The sequence below is a fragment of the Pseudomonas sp. Rh2 genome (assembly GCF_040762985.1).
Taxonomy (GTDB): domain Bacteria; phylum Pseudomonadota; class Gammaproteobacteria; order Pseudomonadales; family Pseudomonadaceae; genus Aquipseudomonas; species Aquipseudomonas taiwanensis.
In genome coordinates, this window is sequence record NZ_CP142890.1 from 2,796,327 (window position 1) to 2,815,877 (window position 19,551).

General features: G+C 63.7%; 18 protein-coding genes and 1 pseudogene. 13 read left to right on the plus strand and 6 right to left on the minus strand.

Annotated features, from left to right (window positions below; translation table 11 throughout):
• Positions 1–30: 30 nt before the first annotated feature.
• The 10 genes and pseudogenes from VXM67_RS12610 to madM all read left to right on the plus strand — a co-directional run.
• Positions 31–3,943 (plus strand): annotated as a pseudogene (locus tag VXM67_RS12610) (DUF6531 domain-containing protein); the annotation flags it as partial.
• A 156-nt stretch (positions 3,944–4,099) separates the two neighbouring features.
• Positions 4,100–5,761: a malonate decarboxylase subunit alpha gene (gene mdcA / locus VXM67_RS12615; RefSeq protein WP_023380288.1), complete on the plus strand. Its 1,662-nt coding sequence runs from the start codon at positions 4,100–4,102 to the stop codon at positions 5,759–5,761.
• Between the two features lie 83 nt (positions 5,762–5,844).
• Positions 5,845–6,687, plus strand: coding sequence for a triphosphoribosyl-dephospho-CoA synthase (locus VXM67_RS12620; protein ID WP_023380289.1), 843 nt, complete (start codon positions 5,845–5,847; stop codon positions 6,685–6,687).
• Position 6,688: 1 nt separating this feature from the next.
• The gene (locus VXM67_RS12625; protein ID WP_023380290.1) at positions 6,689–6,988 is read left to right on the plus strand and encodes a malonate decarboxylase subunit delta; all 300 of its coding nucleotides are present in this window, start codon (positions 6,689–6,691) and stop codon (positions 6,986–6,988) included.
• Complete coding sequence (locus tag VXM67_RS12630) at positions 6,981–7,829, plus strand: biotin-independent malonate decarboxylase subunit beta (protein WP_023380291.1); 849 nt, start codon at positions 6,981–6,983, stop codon at positions 7,827–7,829. The genes VXM67_RS12625 and VXM67_RS12630 overlap by 8 nt, the downstream gene beginning before the upstream one ends.
• A complete protein-coding gene (gene mdcE / locus VXM67_RS12635) occupies positions 7,826–8,617 on the plus strand; it encodes a biotin-independent malonate decarboxylase subunit gamma (RefSeq protein WP_027907784.1) in 792 nt (263 codons plus the stop codon). Before VXM67_RS12630 ends, mdcE begins: the two co-directional genes overlap by 4 nt.
• A 1-nt stretch (position 8,618) precedes the next feature.
• Positions 8,619–9,233: a malonate decarboxylase holo-ACP synthase gene (locus VXM67_RS12640; RefSeq protein ID WP_027907785.1), complete on the plus strand. Its 615-nt coding sequence runs from the start codon at positions 8,619–8,621 to the stop codon at positions 9,231–9,233.
• Positions 9,230–10,150 carry a malonate decarboxylase subunit epsilon gene (gene mdcH, locus VXM67_RS12645; protein WP_027907786.1) on the plus strand — a complete coding sequence of 307 codons (921 nt, stop codon included), beginning with the start codon at positions 9,230–9,232 and terminating at the stop codon, positions 10,148–10,150. The genes VXM67_RS12640 and mdcH overlap by 4 nt, the downstream gene beginning before the upstream one ends.
• 136 nt (positions 10,151–10,286) lie before the next feature.
• Positions 10,287–10,709: a malonate transporter subunit MadL gene (gene madL / locus VXM67_RS12650; RefSeq protein WP_023380295.1), complete on the plus strand. Its 423-nt coding sequence runs from the start codon at positions 10,287–10,289 to the stop codon at positions 10,707–10,709.
• Between the two features lie 2 nt (positions 10,710–10,711).
• A complete protein-coding gene (madM, locus tag VXM67_RS12655) occupies positions 10,712–11,476 on the plus strand; it encodes a malonate transporter subunit MadM (RefSeq protein WP_027907787.1) in 765 nt (254 codons plus the stop codon).
• A gap of 89 nt (positions 11,477–11,565) precedes the next feature.
• Here madM and VXM67_RS12660 read toward each other — a convergent pair whose 3' ends face one another.
• The 6 genes from VXM67_RS12660 to VXM67_RS12685 all read right to left on the minus strand — a co-directional run bounded on the left by VXM67_RS12660 (position 11,566) and on the right by VXM67_RS12685 (position 16,784).
• Complete coding sequence (locus tag VXM67_RS12660) at positions 11,566–12,477, minus strand: LysR substrate-binding domain-containing protein (RefSeq protein WP_027907788.1); 912 nt, start codon at positions 12,475–12,477, stop codon at positions 11,566–11,568.
• A gap of 60 nt (positions 12,478–12,537) precedes the next feature.
• The gene (locus VXM67_RS12665; RefSeq protein ID WP_186599189.1) at positions 12,538–13,638 is read right to left on the minus strand and encodes an LLM class flavin-dependent oxidoreductase; all 1,101 of its coding nucleotides are present in this window, start codon (positions 13,636–13,638) and stop codon (positions 12,538–12,540) included.
• Between the two features lie 285 nt (positions 13,639–13,923).
• Entirely contained in the window at positions 13,924–14,718 is a 795-nt protein-coding gene (locus tag VXM67_RS12670) for a class II aldolase/adducin family protein (RefSeq protein ID WP_367237049.1), read from the minus strand.
• The gene (locus VXM67_RS12675; RefSeq protein WP_238346520.1) at positions 14,715–15,092 is read right to left on the minus strand and encodes a hypothetical protein; all 378 of its coding nucleotides are present in this window, start codon (positions 15,090–15,092) and stop codon (positions 14,715–14,717) included. The genes VXM67_RS12670 and VXM67_RS12675 overlap by 4 nt, the downstream gene beginning before the upstream one ends.
• A gap of 219 nt (positions 15,093–15,311) precedes the next feature.
• A complete protein-coding gene (locus VXM67_RS12680) occupies positions 15,312–16,205 on the minus strand; it encodes a LysR family transcriptional regulator (protein ID WP_023380301.1) in 894 nt (297 codons plus the stop codon).
• A gap of 99 nt (positions 16,206–16,304) precedes the next feature.
• Positions 16,305–16,784, minus strand: a complete 480-nt coding sequence (locus VXM67_RS12685; RefSeq protein WP_023380302.1) for a GNAT family N-acetyltransferase — start codon at positions 16,782–16,784, stop codon at positions 16,305–16,307.
• Positions 16,785–16,913: 129 nt separating this feature from the next.
• Here VXM67_RS12685 and VXM67_RS12690 point away from each other — a divergent pair, with 129 nt between their 5' ends.
• From VXM67_RS12690 to VXM67_RS12700, 3 genes are all read left to right on the plus strand, one after another.
• On the plus strand, positions 16,914–17,543 hold the full coding sequence (locus VXM67_RS12690) for a LysE family translocator (protein WP_023380303.1): 630 nt from the start codon (positions 16,914–16,916) through the stop codon (positions 17,541–17,543).
• A 21-nt stretch (positions 17,544–17,564) separates the two neighbouring features.
• Positions 17,565–18,437 carry an alpha/beta hydrolase gene (locus VXM67_RS12695; protein ID WP_023380304.1) on the plus strand — a complete coding sequence of 291 codons (873 nt, stop codon included), beginning with the start codon at positions 17,565–17,567 and terminating at the stop codon, positions 18,435–18,437.
• 101 nt (positions 18,438–18,538) lie between these two features.
• The gene (locus VXM67_RS12700) at positions 18,539–19,426 is read left to right on the plus strand and encodes a pirin family protein (RefSeq protein ID WP_027907791.1); all 888 of its coding nucleotides are present in this window, start codon (positions 18,539–18,541) and stop codon (positions 19,424–19,426) included.
• The last annotated feature ends 125 nt before the right edge of the window (positions 19,427–19,551 follow it).

Below are 19,551 nucleotides of genomic sequence, written 5' to 3' on the forward strand. Positions count from 1 at the left end.
CAAGCGCCCGCTGGGCAGTGAGGTGCTGGCATGAGTGGCGAATCCAAGCAACGCGAAGCGCAAGTCGCGGTCGCCCCGCTCAACACCATCGACGCCAAGGACGTGGGCCGCGGCGCCGCCGCCTTCGACGCCTGGTTGCAGTCGGTCAGCAGCGGCTACGTCACCCTCGAACGGATCAAGACCGTGGCCGGTGCCTTGCCGGTGGTGGGCAACATCATGGCCCTGGTCGACGCCCTGGGCGATGTGGTCACCCTGGTCAAGAGCAAGCACCGCCAGGTGCTCGACTGGGTCAGCCTGGGCATCAACCTGATCGGCGTATTGCCGGCGCCGCCGACCATGGCAGCCGCCCGCATGAGCTTGCGCCCGACCTTGTTCCTGGTCCGCCAGGAGCTGCGCAACAGCGCCAAGATGCTGCTGGGCGACTCGCTGATCACGGTGCTGATGGGCCACCTCAACGCCACCATCGCCGGGACCCTCGACGACTTTGTGACCCAGGCACAGCCAAAGATCGCCGGCATTCTCAAGGACGCGGGCGATCTGGGTACCAAGGTGACTGGCGAAATTGCCACGGGCCTGGAGAAAGTCGTGCTCGGCCAACTCGACGCCCAGGGCGACAAGGCGGCGGCGAGCAAGCAGATGGCAGCCGCCAGCGACCAGTTGCTCAACGACCCCAAGGCGGCGATCAGCAACTTCTTCGGGGCGGTGCACAGCGCCTGCAAGGCGGCTGGTAAAGGCATGGCCAACAGCGCTACCAGCAAGCTGTTGCCCGATGACATCAAGAACAGCGTGCTGGCCAATACCGGGCAGCTGCGAGCGCTGGGCGGGGAAATGGCCACGCAGCTGAACAAGCTGTCCGATCCTGCGACGCAGATGAGCATCGGCTGGATGCTGACGGTGCTGGGTGGGGCGGTGGCAGGCTTCCGCAGCCGCAACAAGAACGGCCAGCCAGGGGTGGCCAAGCCGGATACCGTGACCAAGGTGGAGCGGGAGCAGAGCAAGGGTGAGCTTGCTGTCGTGGGTAAACAGGCCCCAGCCGAGCAGACCCCAAGCCCCAAGCGTCCACCGTGCCCCGCTGAACCGAAGGCCCGTACCGGCCACAGCATCAGCTTCTCGCTGGGCTCGGAATTCATTCAGCACACCGATTTCAGCTTGCCTGGCCCATTTCCCATCGAGTGGGAGCGGATCTACCACTCGCGCCTGGCCGAGTACGACCAGGGCAGCCTGGGCGCTCGTTGGGTAACCGAGTTCACCACCCGCATCGACATCGTCGGCAAAGGCGTGCTGTTCCACGACTTCGACGGCCGCAGCCACGCATTCGAGCTGCCCAAGGTCGGCAAGGCGCTGTTCAACGCCATCGAAGACTTGCTGCTGGTGCGCAGCACCGACAGCGAACTGGTGATCTGCCGTGGGTTCGTGCGCAAGGAATACTACCTGCGCGTGGGCGATCGTTATTACCTGCGCAAGATCCTGCTGGAGAACGACGCCGGCTGCATGCTGCATTACGAGCATCGCCACGAAGGCCGCCCGGTGCTGTCCGACATCATCACCTTCCAGGGTGATGCGAAGAACGTGCTGCGTCACCTCGGCACCCTGATCGATGATCACGGCCATATCAAAGGCCTGTGGGAAATGCGCGATGGCCAGCCGCTTCGTCAGCTCTGCGCCTACCACTACGACGACCAAGGCGACCTGATCGCCGCCCAGGACGAGAACGGCGCCGCCTGGCATTACCAGTATCAGCACCACCTGGTTACCCGCTACACCGACCGCACCGGGCGCGGCATGAACCTGGAATGGGAGGGCAGCAGCGCCCAGGCCAAGGCCATCCATGAATGGGTCGACGACGGCAGCTACGACACGCGTCTGGCGTGGGACGAGAACATCCGCCTGACCTACGTCACCGACGCTCACGGCCAGGAGACCTGGTACTACTACGATATCCAGGGCCACCTGTATCGCATCCGCTACCCGGACGAACGCTCCGAGTGGCTGTTCCGCGATGAGCGCAAGAAGCTCCTGCGCCACGTGCACGCCGATGGCAGCGAAGACCGCTACGACTACGACGATCAAGGCAGCGTCATTCGCCATATCCGTGCCGACCACAGCAAGACGCACTTTGCCTACGACGACCGTCGTCACCCGATCAAGATCCGCGACGCAGAAGGCGGCCTGTGGCTGCGTGATTACGACCGGAAAGGCAACCTGGTCGAAACCACCGACCCGCTGGGCAACAAGACCGAATTCGCCTACACGCCTTCGGGCCTGGTGAAGGCGATCAAGGATGCCAACGGCAACGAGAAGAAGCTGGCGTACAACGCGGCGGACCAGCTGATCGAGTACACCGACTGCTCGGGCAAGACCAGTCAATGGGAGTACGACGACGTCGGTCGTCTGGTGCTGTTCACCGATGCGGCGGGCAACAAGGCCACCTACGTGTACAAGGCCGGTCAGCTGGCGAAAGTCACCCACCCCGACAACACCGAAGAGCGTTTCGAACGCGATGCCGAAGGCCGCCTGTTGGCCCACGTCGACGCGCTGGACCGCTGCACCACCTGGTCCTACGACGCGGCCGGCAAACTGGTCGAACGGGTCGACGCCAACGAGCACAGCTTGCGCTATCGCTGGGACAAGCTGGGCCGCCTGATCGGGCTGGAGAACGAGAACGACAGCAAGGCCACGTTCCTGTACGACCCGGTCGGTCGCCTGCTGGAAGAAAAGGGCTTCGATGGTTTGGTCACCCGCTACCAGTACGACCCGGACAGCGGTCGACTGGCCAGCACCCAGGTCGGTCAGCGTCTTACCCAGGTGTCCTTCGACGCCGTGGGAAGGATCGTTTCCCGAGTCGCCCGCCAGGGCGACCAGCGCCAGGAAGAAACCTTTGCCTACGACGGCAACGGCAAGCTGATCCAGGCCGTCAATGCCGACAGCAAGCTGCAATGGTTCCATGACGAAGCGGGCAACCTCACTCGCGAGCATCAGTACTACCTCAAGACCGCTGTGCCGATGGTCGCGGTGTGGAGGCACGAGTACGACGCGCTGAACCTGCGCACGGCGACGATTCGCCCCGATGGCCATAAGGTCAGCACGCTCACCTACGGCAGCGGTCACGTGCTGGGCATGACCATCGACCAGCATGAGCTGCTGGCCTATGAGCGCGATGCTCTGCACCGTGAGGTGGTTCGGCACCAGGGCAACCAGCTGATGCAGACCCAGGCGTGGGACCCGGCAGGTCGCCTGCAGGCGCAATGGCTGGGTAGCCACGACGGCAAGTCCACGTTGCTCAAGCGCCAGTATCAATACGATGCCGTCGGCCAGCTGACCGACATCCACGACACCCGCCGTGGTCACCTGGCCTATCAGTACGACCCGGTGGGCCGCCTGCTGCAAGCCACCAGTCGCCTGGGTGTCGAGACCTTCGCCTTCGACCCGGCCGGCAACCTGCTGGACCAGAAGACCCAGGAACTCAACCGCCCGCTGGAAAGCGACCCGCGTCGCAACAAGCTGATGGACAACCTGCTGCGCGAGTACGCCGGCACGCATTACCAGTACGACGAACGCGGCAACCTCATCCACCGTCTGCATAACGGCGACAAGGCCCGCCTGACCTGGGACCTGTTCGACCGTCTGGTCCGCTTCGACGATGGCAAGCTCAGCGTGGCGTACAGCTACGACGCGCTGGGCCGTCGCCTGCACAAACACTCGACCGCGCATCACTACGACGATCCCCGTGCGGGCAGCGGCTGGAACCAGATGCAACGCGCCAAGCGCCAGCGCGAACTGGGTTGCGGTTACACCCTGTACGGCTGGGATGGCGACAACCTCGCCTGGGAAAGCTCGCCGCCGCAGGACGAAGGCGAGATACCTGTACAAACCGGACAGCTTCGTGCCCGTCGCGCAGGCGCTGCGCAAGGTACCGATTCGCCTGTTGCGTCAGCCGGACTGGCGTGGACGAAGCCGTGCTGATCCCCCTGCAGTCGTCACGGTGCTCAATGCCCCGCCATCGTTAACCTGAGCGTAACGATCACGCACCCAGCTTGATTGATCGAGCCGACAGTACCGCCCTAATGTGCCTCCACGACAGCGAACCGTGGAGTCACCCATGACCATAACAACGAATCCACCGCCGCAATGGTCGAGGCGGCGCGCCGAGAAGCAGCGTCGTCTCGATCGGGTCCGGCACCTCGCCGACAGTGTGGTGCTGCCCACCGAGCGGATCGTCGAGGCCCTGGAGTTGCTGATCGCTCCCGGCGACCGGGTCGTGCTCGAAGGCAACAACCAGAAGCAGGCCGACTTTCTCTCGCGCGCCCTGGCCAAGGCCGACCCCGAGCATCTGCATGACCTGCACATGATCATGCCCAGCGTGAGCCGTGCCGAGCACCTTGACCTGTTCGAACGCGGCATCGCCCGCAAGCTCGACTTCTCCTTCGCCGGCCCGCAGAGCCTGCGCATCGGCCAGCTGCTGGAAGACGGCCTGCTGGAAGTCGGCGCCATTCACACCTACATCGAACTGTATTCGCGGCTGCTGGTCGACCTGATCCCCAACGTCACCCTGGTCGCAGGTTTCATGGCCGACCGCGACGGCAACCTGTATACCGGCCCCAGCACCGAGGACACCCCGGCCTTGGTGGAACCGGCAGCCTTCAGCGATGGCATCGTCATCGCCCAGGTCAACCAATTGGTCGAGCGTACCGATGACCTGCCACGGGTGGACATTCCGGCTTCCTGGGTCGATTTCGTGGTCGTTGCCGACAAGCCGTTCTATATCGAGCCGCTGTTCACCCGCGACCCGCGTCACATCAAGCCGGTGCATGTGCTGATGGCGATGATGGCCGTCCGTGGCATCTACGAAAAGCACCAGGTCCAGTCGCTCAACCATGGCATTGGCTTCAATACCGCCGCGATCGAACTGATCCTGCCAACCTACGGCGAGTCCCTGGGCCTCAAAGGCAAGATCTGCCGCAACTGGACCCTCAACCCGCACCCAACCCTGATCCCGGCCATCGAGACCGGCTGGGTCGAAAGCGTGCACTGCTTCGGTACCGAGCTGGGCATGGAGGACTACATCGCTCAGCGCCCTGACGTGTTCTTCACTGGCCGCGATGGCTCGCTGCGTTCCAATCGCATGATGTGCCAACTGGCAGGGCAATACGCAGTGGACCTGTTCATCGGCGCCACCTTGCAGGTCGATGGCGATGGCCATTCCTCGACCGTCACCCGTGGCCGCCTGGCAGGTTTCGGCGGTGCGCCGAACATGGGGCACGACCCCAGGGGACGGCGCCATGCTACTCCGGCCTGGCTTGACATGACCGTGCCGCAAACCCTGCTCGAGCGTGGTCGCAAACTGGTGGTGCAGATGGTCGAGACCTATCAGGAGGGCGGTAAGCCCACCTTCGTCGAGACGCTCGACGCGGTCGAGGTCGCGAAGAAAACCGGCATGCCCCTGGCCCCCGTAATGATCTACGGCGACGACGTCACCCACCTGTTGACCGAAGAGGGCATCGCCTACCTGTACAAGGCACGCAGCCTTGAACAACGTCAGCAGATGATCGCCGCCGTGGCCGGGGTTACCGCCATCGGCCTGCGTCACGACCCGAAAGTCACCCTGCGGCTGCGCCAGCAAGGCCTGGTGGCTTTGCCCGAAGACCTGGGCATTCGACGCACCGACGCCGGCCGCGAACTGCTCGCCGCGCGCAGCATCGCCGATCTGGTGGAGTGGTCCGGCGGTTTGTACAACCCGCCTGCGCGTTTCAGGAGTTGGTGATGGAAACCTTGAATCCCCAATCGGATTGGCCATCGCGCCGCCCCCTGAGCCTTGAGCCTCCTGCAGGAGCGAGCTTGCCCGCGATGAGGCCCGAACGGTCATCGGCCATCACCTTGCCCGAGCACCTCGCCGACCTCGCTGTGGCGGCCTTGATCGACGAGGCCGACCTGTCGCCCAAGCCTGGGTTGGTGGACCGCCGCAGCAGCGGTGCTCACAACGACATGACCCTGAGCTTGATGCATGCTTCGGCAATGGCGCTGTGGCCTTGTCTGCGACAGATGGCCGAGGCTGCCCAGGATCATGGGTATATCGACCAGCCACTGCGCGGCGCGCTCGGTCGCATCGGCCGTGAAGGCGAAGCCGCCATGCTGAGTGTCACGGCCGGGGTGAATACCCATCGAGGCGCAATCTGGGCGCTTGGCCTGCTGGTTGCGGCCTGCGCCCTGGACCCTGGCGCAGGCGCCCAGGTAGTGGCCGCCCGCGCAGGGCGTATTGCGCTGCTCGACGACCCGGCCGCCATCGCCCCGGACAGCCACGGCAACCAGGTACGCCGTCGCTACGGCGCCAGTGGGGCGCGTGAGCAAGCTCAGCAAGGCTTCCCAGCCGTCATCGAGCATGGCCTGCCGCAACTGCTGCGAAGCCGCGCCGCCGGAGCCAGCGAAACCCATGCCCGTCTGGACGCCTTGCTGGCGATCATGGCCGCACTGAGCGATACCTGCGTCCTCTGGCGCGCTGGGCCACAGGGTCTGGCCACGGTCCAGCAGGGGGCCCGCGCCGTGCTCGATGCTGGGGGCAGCGCCACCCTCGGCGGGCGCCGGCAACTGCGTCAGCTGGAGATGCAACTGCTGCAACTGAATGCCTCACCGGGCGGTGCCGCCGACTTGTTGGCCGCTTGCCTGTTCCTCGACTTTGCCGGGAGCCTGTGACATGCAAACCCTTACGTTTCAATTTCCCGCCGCCGGACCGGGGCGTGGCCGCACCCTGGTGGGGTGCGTCAGCTCCGGGGACCTGGAGGTACTGATCGAGCCCGGCACCGCCGGCCGCCTCGATATTCAGGTGGTAACTTCGGTCGACGGCAGCGACGCCCGCTGGACGCAACTGTTTCAGCGCTTGTTCGAAGGCCGCACATTGCCGGCGGTGAAGATCGACATCCACGATTTCGGCGCCACTCCAGGAGTGGTGCGACTGCGCCTGGAGCAAGGTTTCGAGGAGATTGCCCATGACTGACATCGACCGCCTGCTGCGCAGCCGCAGCTTCGTCGAACTCGGCGCACGCCAACGCGCCCGCGCCTTGTTCGATCCTGGCACCTTTCGCGAACTGCTTGGCCCGTTCGACCGACTCATGTCGCCTTGGCTACCGCGTCAGGGCATCGTGCCCCAGGCCGACGATGGCGTGGTGATCGGCAAAGGCCGTTTGAAAGGCACACGTGCAGTGATCGCGGCCATCGAGGGCGGCTTCCAGGGTGGCAGCATGGGCGAAGTAGGAGGTGCCAAGATCGCTGGGGCGCTGGAGTTGGCCATCGAGGATAACCGCAAGGGTATTCCCACGTGCGCGGTGTTGTTGCTGGAAACCGGTGGTGTGCGCCTACAGGAAGCCAACCTGGGCCTTGCTGCCATTGCCGAGATTCAGTCCGCCATCGTCGAGTTGCGCGCCCATCAACCTGTGGTAGGCCTGATCGCAGGCTCGGTCGGCTGTTTCGGCGGCATGTCCATCGCCGCTGGCTTGTGCAGCCACTTGCTGGTCACCCGCGAGGCCCGGTTGGGGCTCAACGGCCCCCAAGTAATCGAACAGGAAGCCGGTATCGAGGAATACGACGCCAAGGACCGTCCTTTCATCTGGAGCCTGACCGGCGGTGAACAGCGTCATGCTTGCGGGTTGGTCGACGCCTACGTTGCCGATGATGTCGACCGTATCCGCCAGCGACTGGTGCAGTTGCTCGACAGTCCCTCTGCCAATCGGGTCGCTCGCCATGCCTGGTTCCTCGATCGCCTGGCAAGCCTCGGTGATGACTGCCCGCAATTGGACGCCGCTGCCGTGCGAACTCTCTATCAAGGAGCAATCTCATGAACCGTGCCTTGAACTGGCTGCCCGGCCTGGCCGGAGGTGAGGCTCTGCCTGGTTACCCGGCGTCGATACAGGTGATCGATGGTGAGCTGGATAATCGTCTGGCGCGCTTCATCGCGGTGGTGCCAGATGCCAGCAACCCCTTTCCCCGCGCGCGCTCGGGGGAGGTTGGGCTACTCGAAGGCTGGGGCTTGGCCAAGGCGGTGAGCGAAGCTGTGGAAGCCGATCGCTCGGGTGAAAAACGTGCCATCGTCGCCGTCATTGACGTACCGAGCCAGGCCTACGGCCGACGGGAGGAGGCGTTGGGCATACATCAGGCCTTGGCCGCCGCGGTGCACGCCTATGCCCAGGCGCGCCTGGCCGGCCACCCGGTGATAGGCCTGCTGGTCGGCAAGGCCATGTCTGGCGCGTTCCTGGCCCACGGCTACCAGGCGCAGCGCCTGATTGCTCTGGAGGATGACGGCGTCATGGTTCATGCCATGGGCAAGGCCGCCGCGGCGCGCATCACCCTGCGCAGCGTCGAGGCACTGGAGGTGCTGGCCGCCGAAGTTCCGCCAATGGCCTACGACCTGGCCAGCTATGGGTCGCTTGGCTTGTTGTGGCGGCGGCTGTCGGTCGACAACGCCCGGACCCCGAGCGTCAGGGACCTGGCTCAGGTGCGCGCCTGCCTGGCTGATGCCGTGCGCGATATTGGCAGCTCCACGTCGCTTGCATCACGCCTGCTGGGTGAAAACCGCCGTGCTTCGCGCGAAGTTCGCGAACAGTTGCGTCGCCAGTGGCAGGAGGCCTGAGATGGGCGTCCCATACCCCCACGACCTGCTCTGGGGCATGACCCCGCAGAACCTGCCTGATGCAGCGCCGGCCTGGGCGCATCAGGTATTGGCAGGTGGCGAGCCCGTGGTGGTCCGTCGGGCCTGCAGTCCACCCGGCTGGGTGGCGGTGGGGCTTCGTGGGCACGGACGCGAGCAGCGCCTGGGCGTGCAGATGCCTCTGGCCAAAGTCCAGCGGCGGTTGAGCCCGCAAGCGCTGCGCTGGCAGGGCGATAGCCCCTGGCCGGCACTGCAGGCCCTGGCTTCGGTGGCTCCGGTGCTCGATAGCACAGGCTTGGAATGGGGGCCGACCGGAAGCGTGGGGTACCAGATCGCCACCGCTCGCAATGTGCTGCACCTGGCCAGCGATCTGGATCTGCTGCTGCGCACACCGCAGCCGGTAGCACGGGCAAAGGCGCGGGAACTGCTGGCCATTCTGGACTGCGCTCCCTGCCGTATCGACCTGCAACTGGACACCCCAAATGGCGCCATCGCCCTGCGCGACTGGGCGGGGATGGCACGGCGGGTTCTGCTCAAGTCGGCCAATGGCGCCCGCCTGGTGACAGACCCCTGGAACGCCTTGGAGTGTGCGGCGTGAGCAGTCTGTTCGCATTTCCCGGCCAGGGCGTTCAGCAGCCAGGCATGCTGCATCGTTTGCCCGAGGGTTCCGGGCGGCTGCTCGAAGAGGCCAGCGATACCTTGGGCGAACAGGTGCTGGACCTGGACAGTGAAGCAGCCCTGCACTCCACCCGTGCCGTGCAGTTGTGCCTGCTGCTGGTCGGCGTCGCGTGGGCACGTTGGCTGATGCAGCGCGGCCCAGCCCCGGATTACGTGGCGGGGCTGTCGATCGGGGCCTATCCCGCCGCAGTGACCGCCGACGCGCTGGATTGGCGTGATGCCGTGCGCTTGGTAAGCCTGCGTGGCGAGTTGATGCAACGCGCCTATCCGCAAGGGTACGGCATGATCGCCATCAGTGGCCTGGACCTGGCCTGTGTCGAGCGTCTGCTGGCGCAGGTGGGGGGCGAGGTGTTTCTGGCCAACCTCAACAGCGACAACCAGATCGTCATCGCCGGCCGAGACACTGCGCTGGATGAAGTCGCCGCTCGCGTTCGCCGCCAAGGCCAGGGCGTCGCTCGTCGCCTGGCTGTCAGCGTGCCGTCCCATTGCGCCTTGCTCGACGAACCCGCGCGGACGTTGGCCGAAGCCTTTGCCGATGTGCCATTGCGCCGTCCACGTATCACCTACCTGAGCAGCACCAGCGGCCGGCCGATCTTCGACCCAGAGCGCCTGCGCGACGACCTGGCAGGCAACATGGCGCGGCTGGTGAACTGGCGTGCTACGTTGCGCAACGCATATGAGCGCGGTGTGCGCCTGCACCTGGAACTGCCGCCAGGCAGCGTATTAAGCGGCCTGGCGCGTCCTGTATTCGAACAGGGCAGGGTGCTGGCAGTCGAGTCGACCCGGCCCGATACCATGGACGTCTTGTTGCGTCAGGAGGTGGCCAACGACCGATGATGTCCCTGGGCTAGCTGTCTCCTTCAGCCGCGGTAGCCGTCGGCTTGCCGGCGATGAGGCTGGCACGGGCAGCGCAACAAAAGCGTTATCGAAGAACAACAACAAGCAACTTCGACACAAGCTGAGGACAACGACAATGATTATCTATGGTGTGGCTCTGCTGGCGGTATGCACGCTGGCCGGCGTTATCGTCGGCGACTTCCTGGGCGTGCTGCTTGGGGTCAAATCCAATGTGGGCGGGGTTGGCATCGCCATGATCCTGCTGATCTGCGCGAGGCTGTACATGCACCGCCACGGCGGCATGAGCAAGGAATGCGAATTCGGCGTTGGGTTCTGGGGCGCGATGTATATCCCGGTGGTGGTGGCCATGGCGGCCCAACAGAACGTGGTCACGGCCCTGCATGGTGGGCCTGCCGCACTGCTGGCGGCGGTCGGTGCCGTGCTGGTTTGCGGCTTGACGATCGCCCTGATCAGCCGCAGCCATCGCGGCGAACCCTTGCCCGCGCTGAATGCGGACCCCGCAACCCAGACGCAGGTCGTCCCTGCGGGAGGTCGTTGATCATGTGGCCGATCATTGACAATGCCCTGGAGCACAACGGCCTGATCACCGCGTTCGCGGTGGTGGGTGGGATCATGTGGTTGTCGGTACTGCTGTCGAAATACCTGACCTTCGGCCGGGTGCACGGATCGGCCATCGCCATCGTCATTGGCCTGGCACTGGCCTGGGTCGGCGGCACCGTGACCGGCGGGCAGAAAGGCTTGGCCGATATGGCGCTGTTCTCGGGCATCGGCCTGATGGGAGGGGCCATGCTGCGTGACTTCGCGATTGTCGCCACAGCGTTCGAGGTGCAGGCCACCGAAGCACGCAAGGCGGGGATGATCGGTGCAGTATCGCTGCTGCTGGGAACGGTGCTGCCGTTCATGGTCGGGGCGGCGGTTGCTTATGCCTTCGGTTATCGCGATGCGGTGAGCATGACCACCATCGGAGCCGGCGCAGTGACCTATATCGTCGGGCCGGTCACTGGCGCCGCGCTGGGGGCGAGTTCGGACGTGGTCGCGCTGTCGATTGCCACCGGTTTGATCAAGGCGATCTTGGTAATGGTGTTCACTCCGGTCTCTGCGCGCTTGCTGGCCCTGGACAACCCACGTTCGGCCATGGTGTTCGGCGGGCTGGCGGGAACAGTCTCGGGTGTAACAGCGGGCCTTGCGGCGACGGATCGACGGTTGGTGCCCTATGGCGCTCTGACGGCGACCTTCCATACCGGGCTGGGGTGTTTGATGGGACCTTCGATACTGTACTTCTGTGTGCGTGGGCTGGTGGGCTAGGCGTCTGCGTTGCGGTGCAGCCTATCGCCAGCAAGCCGGCGCCTGCAGGTTCAATCGGCAGGCGTCGGCTTGACGGCAATGAAACTCGCTCAGTTTTCCCGGCTATACATCCGGCATTCAGCCAACAACGCCAACAGGTTCGGCTCTCGCTCCCGGGCCTTGAGAAACACCACGCCAATGTGCTGTTGCAAGCGGTAGCGCGGTTGCAGCGGTAGCAGCCGCACGCGGTTCTCGTACACTGCGGCGATGCGCCCCGGTAGCAGGGCATAACCCACGCCCGAGCTGACCATGCTCAACAGTGTGAAGATATCGTTCACCTGCATCGCTACCTTTGGCTCGAAGCCGGCCTGTTGGAACACCCGCGCGCCATCACGGTGTGTGGCGAAGCCCTGGGTCAGGGTTATGAAGGTAGAATCGGCCAGGTCCGCCAAGTCCACCTCGGCCTGTGCCGCAAACGACGAATCGGTGGGCACGGCAAGGAAGATATCGTCCGAGAACAGCGGCAACTGTTCGCAGGTCGGGTCATCGACGCTGTCGTCCAGCGACACCAGAATCGCATCCAGTTCGTGGTTTTTCAGGCGCTGTAGCAGGTCGATGTTCGAGCCAAGGGTCAGGTCGATATTCAGTTCGCTGCGCCGCAGCTTCAGGCCCATCACCAGCTTGGGCACGGTCTTGACCGTCAGCGAGTACAGCGCACCCAGCCGAAAGCGCTCGGCATAGAAGCCTGCCGCTTCCCGGGTCTGCCGCACCATTTGCTCAGCATCCTGAATCAGCTGGCGGGCTTTCTTCTCCAGCACATAGGCGCTTTCCAGCGGAATCAGCTGACGGCCTTCGTGCTTGAACAGCGGGCAGCGCAGGGCGCTTTCCAGGGAGTGGATCGCCCGGTGCACGCTCACCGCGCTGGTCGACAACTCAGCGGCGGCACGGCCGAGGTTGCCGCTGCGCATGAAGGCGAGAAAAGTCTCGAGCTTCTTGAGGGTCAGTTCTTCGTCGATGAGCATGGAATGGCTCGCAGTCGAGGGAGACTGATCTTGCCACAAGCGCAGTGGATTTAGGTCAGCTCAAGCTTGCAGCGCCTGGCCCTCGGGCGGTTGTCTCTGCACCCGCGACTTGATGCGTGGAATCAGCGCTTGGCCGTACTCTACGGCATCGCGAAGCTGATCGAAGCCACGGAACAGGAAGGTGGTAACACCCAGCTCGTAGTAGGCCAGTGCTGCCTCGGCGACCTGATCGGCAGTGCCAACCAGCGAGGTGGAGTTGCCAGCTCCGCCGCCCAGCGCAGCGATCTCGGTCCACAAGCGGGTGTCGTGAACCTTGCGTTGGCTGGCCAATTGCACCAGGCGCTCCGAGCCGACGTTGCTCTTGCCGACGTTTTTATCGCGGCGGTTGCCCTGGCGCAAGCCGATGCGGTGCTGAGCGTCGGCGAGGATGCGTTCGGCCCGTGCCCAGGCCTCTGCCTCGGTGGCACCAAGGATCGGCCGTAGCGACAGGCTGAAGCGGATCTTCTGTTCGCGGCCATAGCGTGCCGCGGCCTTGCGCACCTTGGCGATGCGCTCGCGTACTTGCTCCAGCGGTTCGCCCCACATCATGTAGACATCGGCATGCTTGGCCGCCACCTCCACCGCCGCGTCAGAGGCACCGGAGAAGTAGACAGGCAGCTTGGCCACCGGCTTGACCAGGGTCAAGTTGTCCTCGACCCGGTAGTGTTCACCGTGGTGGTCGAAAGGTTCGGTGCGGGTCCAGGTCTTGCGCATCACCTCCAGGTACTCGTCGGTGCGGGCGTAACGTGCATCCTTGTCGAGGAAGTCGCCGTCGCGTTGCAGATCACCGCTATCGCCGCCGGTGATGATGTTGATCGAGGCGCGGCCACGGCTGAGCTGGTCGAGGGTGGCGAGCTGTCGAGCGGCGAACGTCGGCGCTTGGAACCCGGGGCGGTGCGCCACCAGCAGGCCGATGCGCTCGGTTAGCGCCGCCACATAGCTGGCCAGAATCAGCGAGTCCGGCTCGCTGGTGTTGACTGCCAGCAACGCTTTGTCGAAACCGCCGTATTCCTGGGCGTGGGAAAAGGCCCTGATGAATTCGAGGTCGACCAGCGGGCCACGCGGCGCCTGCGATTCGCTGCCTTCCTGGGGGCCGATGAGGCCGATGAATTCGAGACTCATGAATCAGAACTCTCTGTCGTGGTGGGCTCAGGCCGCCGCGTCTGTCCGGTCGAGGCGAGCCAGGCGGCCGGGAAGTGGGTGGTTGTCGGCCTCCGCCAGGAAAGGGGTCGGTCTGCAGTGAACTTAGCGGTTGTGGGGTGAGGTTGTGAAAGGCTTTGTGGTTCTATTCTAATTATGTTTATTATTCATAAAAAATATATATATAAATGCATTATTGTAATTTTGCGATGGGCTTGGGTGCCGATCCAGAACGCCGCCGACGTGCAGTCGATGAGGCCGATCCAATCAGCGCTGGTAATCAAGCCCCTCCCGGTCCAGTTGCCGAATCAGTGCATCCCAGTGCCGCTTGATGCCCTCACCCTGCCCATCGGAAAACCGCTTGGATTGCTCATGGACCTTGGCGATCGCTGCCGGCGATGCATGCAACAACTGATCATGGCCGCCAACTTGCGCCGCCACTTGGATGTTGCAGGCGCGCTCCAGCCCATGCAGTTCGCGAAAGGCATGCTCGACACTGATGCCGCCCGTCAGCAGGCCGTGATTGCGCAGAATCAGGATATTGCCGGTGCCCAGGTTGGCCACCAGTCGTTGTTGCTCGTCAAGGTCCAGCGCGACGCCTTCATAGTCGTGGTAGGCCACCCGGCTGTAGTAAGCCAGGGCATGTTGCGAGATCGGCAGCAGACCCTTGCGCTGGGCCGACACGGCGGCACCGTCACGGGTATGGGTATGCAGCACCGCCTTGAGGTCGGGGCGGGCACGATGGATAGCGCTGTGAATCACGTAGCCGGCCTGGTTGATGCCCAGGCCCAGTGGGTCGTCGATGATCGTGCCGTCGACATCCACCTTCACCAGGTTCGAGGCGGTGATTTCGTCGAACCACAGGCCAAACGCGTTGATCAGGAAGTGTTCATCCGGCCCAGGCACGCGGGCCGAAAAATGTGTGTAGATATGGTCGGTCCAGCGGAACAGTGCCGCCAGCCGGTAGGCCGCGGCGAGCTTGACTCGCACCTCCCATTCTTCGGCGCCGACCCGCTGGCGCACGCCGCTTTCGTTGGGGGATACCGCAGACAATGAACTCATGATGCTCTCCAGAAGTCAGGAACGGTAGCCGCGCTGGGTGTCCACCCGCGCAGCGGGGCTTGCTTGGGGGAACGGGCACAGTTGTCGAGGAAGGCGTCCTGCAGGGCGAGGTAGCCTTCTTCGAAAATCACCGAGGCGTGAGGCGACAGGTACACCCGCCGATGGCGATAGAGCGGATGTCCGACAGGAAGTGGCTCCGGGCGGTGACCTTGAGGCTGGGCCGAGCGATCAGGCCCCATCGCATCGGCCGGCTCGTCCAGTTGCAATTGGCCGGTGATCACCGATTGGCTCTTGCGGCCACCTCCGCCAGCGCAGTGCGCACGGTCTGGCCGAGCACCATATCGTCTTGCGGGGCGTGGACGGGGGTGACTCATGGGGCATTCATCCATCCCTGGAACACGTTAGGTTTCAAAGAACGTATTCGTAGGAGCGGATGCTGTAAAAGTCTTTTTGGTTCTATGCTAATTATTTGTTTTGAGAATAAAATAATTTCTTATTTATGCGGTATGTGCATTTAGCGATGGTGCCGGCGCGGATCGGCTCGCCCCTCGCAAGCCCACTCTCACAAGGGCCGGCGATAGGAGCGTGCGAGCTCACTCCGCTTTCAATCGATTGCCCGCGATTTCCCCGAACAACTCAACCGGCTCTTGCAGATTCCCCAGGTATCGGGGGTGGAACAACCACAAGTCGACCTGCGGCTTGAAGTCGGACACATTGACCACCTCCAGTGCATCGCGATGGCGGCTGCCCTCCAGCAGCGGTTCTGGCACAAGGCCCAGTCCTTGGCCTGTGGCGACCAGGCCCAGTTGCAACTCGGTACCGAAGGTCTCCAGGTTGATCGTCAGGCTCAGGCCCTGTTCGCTCAGTGCCCGCTGCAACCCGGCGCGAAAGCCGCAACCATCGGGGTTGAGTACCCAGCCGCGGGTGTAGCAGTCCTTGAGCTTGAAGCTACGTTTGCTGGCACTCCCCTTGGCAGCCACTACTCGCAACGGCATTCGTGCAACCGACTGGCTGGCGATGCCCTCCGGGAAAATCTTGCCCGGCGGGAACAGCGCCGCAGCGGCGTCGAGTTCGCCATTTTCCATACGGGCGATCAGGCTGCTGCCCCAACCGCTGGTGACTTGGGTACGCAGTTGCGGATAGGTTTCGCGCAACTGCGCCAGGGCATCGAGCAATATCACATCGCCCAGTGTCTGTGGCACGCCAAGTCGCAGGGTGCCGGACGGTGCACCGTCGTTGGCCACCAATTCGCGCAGCGAGTCGATCTCGCGCAGGATGGCCTTGCACTGCTCGTATACCCGCAGTCCCATGGGTGTCGGTCTGAGCGGTTTGGTGTTGCGGTCGAGGAGGGTGGCGCCCAGGTCTTGCTCGAAGTTCTGCACCCGGCGCGTGATGGCCGGCTGGGTCAGTTGCAGGGCCTCGGCGGCAAGGTTGGTCGACTGGCAACGGATGACCGCCACGAAGGCGTCCATGTCATCGATTTTCATATTCGGCGCTCACATATTGAAACGTGGGGACATGCCTACAGAGCATAATCCCCGTGACGCCGATTGTCACAGCGAGTTGGGCTGCCAGGCCGTTCCGCCTCAGCCGTGGGCGAAGCCCAGCAAGGTTTCACCCTCCATCCGATACCGGACCCACTCATCCTGGGCCTCTGCGCCCAACGATTTGTAGAACCCGATGGCGGGCTCGTTCCAGTCCAGCACGCTCCACTCCAGGCGCCCACACTGGTTTGCCACCGCCTCACGGGCAATGTGCCGCAGCAGTTGCCGTCCTGCGCCATCGCCGCGTTGCTCGGGGGTGATGTACAGGTCTTCCAGGTAGATGCCGTTGCGCCCCAGCCAGGTCGAGTAACTGTAGAAATACACGGCAAAGCCGATGGCCCGGCCGTCTCGCTCGCAGATCAGGCTATGCACCGTGCTGCCCTCGTCGAACAGGCTGTGCTCGATGTCGGCTAGGGAGGCGACCACTTCGTGGCGGGCACGTTCGTAGTCGGCGAGCTCGGTGATGAAGGCCAAAATCTGCGCAGCATCGCTACGAACGGCAGGGCGGATGTTGAGGCTCATGGGGCGTCCTTGTGGGTGGAGAACATCGCGGGTCGGTACAGTGATTTGTATCTGTTTAATTTAACCCAACTGTATCGGTTGCAGTCAGGGCGACTCGGCTAGTGTGGCAGCAACGACAATAAATGCGGAATGCCGATCATGCTTGCCTCTGCCGATTTGCTCATGGCCTTCATGTTATTCGCCTTCGTTTCCTCCATCACCCCAGGGCCGAACAACACCATGTTGCTGGCGTCGGGGGTGAACTTCGGCGTGCGTCGGACCATTCCCCACGCCATCGGAATCAGTGTCGGCTTCATGGTGATGGTGCTGGCGGTGGGCTTTGGCCTGGGCGAAGTGTTCAAGGCCTGGCCGCCGCTGTATACCGTGCTGCGTTATACCGGCGCCGTTTACTTGCTTTACCTGGCCTGGAAAATCGCCACCTCCGGACCGGTCGGCAGCTCTTCTTCCGGCGCCCGCAAGCCCCTTGGGTTCTGGGGCGCGGCAGCGTTTCAATGGGTCAATCCCAAGGCCTGGGTAATGGCCGTGGGGGCGATCACCACTTACACACCGGCCCAAGGCTATGTGCTCAATGTCATCGTGATCGCTGCGGTGTTCGCCCTGGTCAACCTGCCCAGCGTCGGGGTCTGGGTGATGTTCGGCAGCGCCTTGCGCAATGTGCTGCAGAACCCGCGCTGGCTGATGCTGTTCAATGTCCTGATGGCCTTGTTGCTGGTGATTTCGCTGTACCCGTTGCTGTTTGTAGAATCGGCGTTTTCCTAGAACGATGAGTAGCGCGCGCCGATGGAGTTGATTCCCTGGTCCCATACCTGCACCGAAGGTTTCACCTTGCGCGGCTGGCGTTCGCCAGCCAGTGGCAAGCCGCTGGTGCATTTTCTCCATGGCAATGGTTTTTGCAGCCTGGCTTACCAGCCACTGTTGATGCGTCTGGCAGAGCATTTCGACTTGTGGCTGAGCGACGTGCAGGGGCATGGAGACAGCGACCACGGCGGTGATTTTCTGGGCTGGAACCGCACGGCGGCACTGGCCTTGGAGGCCTTCGAAGCGGGACGCGGCGAATATGGCGATGTACCTCGATATGCCGTCGGGCATAGCTTCGGTGGCGTGCTCACCGGGCTGATGCTGGCCAGCGACCCGCTGGCCTTCGCGCGAGCCGTTTTGCTTGACCCGGTATTGTTCAGTCGGCGGATGATCGGGGTCATGGGCGCGGCCGCAATGGTTGGCCTGCATCGTCGTCATGCCCTGGCGCGCAAGGCGGCCAGCCGCCGCAGTCACTGGCCGGATCGCGAAGCCGCACTGGCCTCGCTTCAAGGGCGGGGTATCTTCAAGGGGTGGAGCGCCGCAGCGCTGCAGGCCTACGTCGAACACGCTATCGGTGACTGCGGGGAAGGGGTGGTGCTCAAGTGCCGGCCCAGCCGCGAAGTGGAGATATTCAGTTCTTTCCCCACCCGCATGTGGCCCAATCTTGCCCGTATCCAGGTGCCGACCCTGGTGCTGTACGGCGAGCACACCTATCCCTTCGTCCCTCGCTCGGTAAACCGCCTGGCCACGCTCAATGCCAATGTCACCGCGCTACCCGTACCCGGTGGTCACTGCTTCATGCAGGAAGACCCTGTCATGGCGGCGGAACAGGTGCTCTCCTTTCTTCACCAATGAGCGTATTGTCCTGTCAGTGGAACGATCCATGCCATTTGAGCCGTCTTCCGGCGGATTGACATGGTTGTTAAGGTGAGCCCAGCCGAGAGAGGAGACTTCTCATGAAAACGATACTGGGTATCCACCGCAGCCCCCATGCGCACTGGGTGGGGGACGGTTTTCCGGTACGCAGCCTGTTCACCTATGACAACCTGGCCAGCCAGATCAGCCCATTCCTGCTGTTGGACTACGCGGGGCCCCATGACTTCACGCCCACCCATGACCGGCGTGGGGTTGGGCAGCACCCGCACCGGGGCTTCGAGACCGTGACAATCGTCTACCAGGGCGAACTGGAGCACCGTGACTCCACGGGTGCCGGCGGCCTGATCGGCCCAGGCGACGTGCAATGGATGACCGCCGCCAATGGCATCATTCACGAAGAATTCCATTCGCCAGCGTTCGCGCGCCAAGGCGGTACCCTCGAAATGGTGCAACTTTGGGTCAACCTGCCTGCGCGGGACAAGCGCGCCGCTGCGGGCTACCAGACGCTGCTGGCCTCTGACATTCCTGTGGTGCCGTTGGCGCATGAGGGGGGCAGTGTCCGGGTGATTGCCGGTGAGTACGAAGGCCGGCGAGGCCCCGCCCGCACCTTTACCCCGATGGACGTCTGGGACTTGCGCCTGAAAGCCGGTACTTCGCTGCAGTTGCCGGTGGCGCAGGGGCGCACGGCCGCTCTGGTGGTGTTGCGCGGTATGCTGCGCGCCAACGGCGAGCGAGAAGCCGGCCCGGCCAGCCTGGTGCTGTTCGAGCGCGACGGAGAGCATGTGGTGATCGAGGCGCAGCAGGACAGCAGTGTGTTGCTGCTCAGTGGTGAGCCGATCGACGAACCGATAGTGGGCTATGGTCCGTTCGTGATGAACAGTCAGGTCGAGATCGCCGAGTCGTTCGATGACTTCCATGCCGGTCGGTTCGGACAGATGGCCGAGGACCGCGACGGTGCCGCGCACTGACCGCCCGTCGCGAACTGCCAGCATCCAGTCGAACCACCCGGCCCGGATCGCATTCTTCCACTAAGGTGCTTAGGGATATCTGAGCCGATCATTGTTCAGGCACATGGAGTGCCGCTTGGACATGC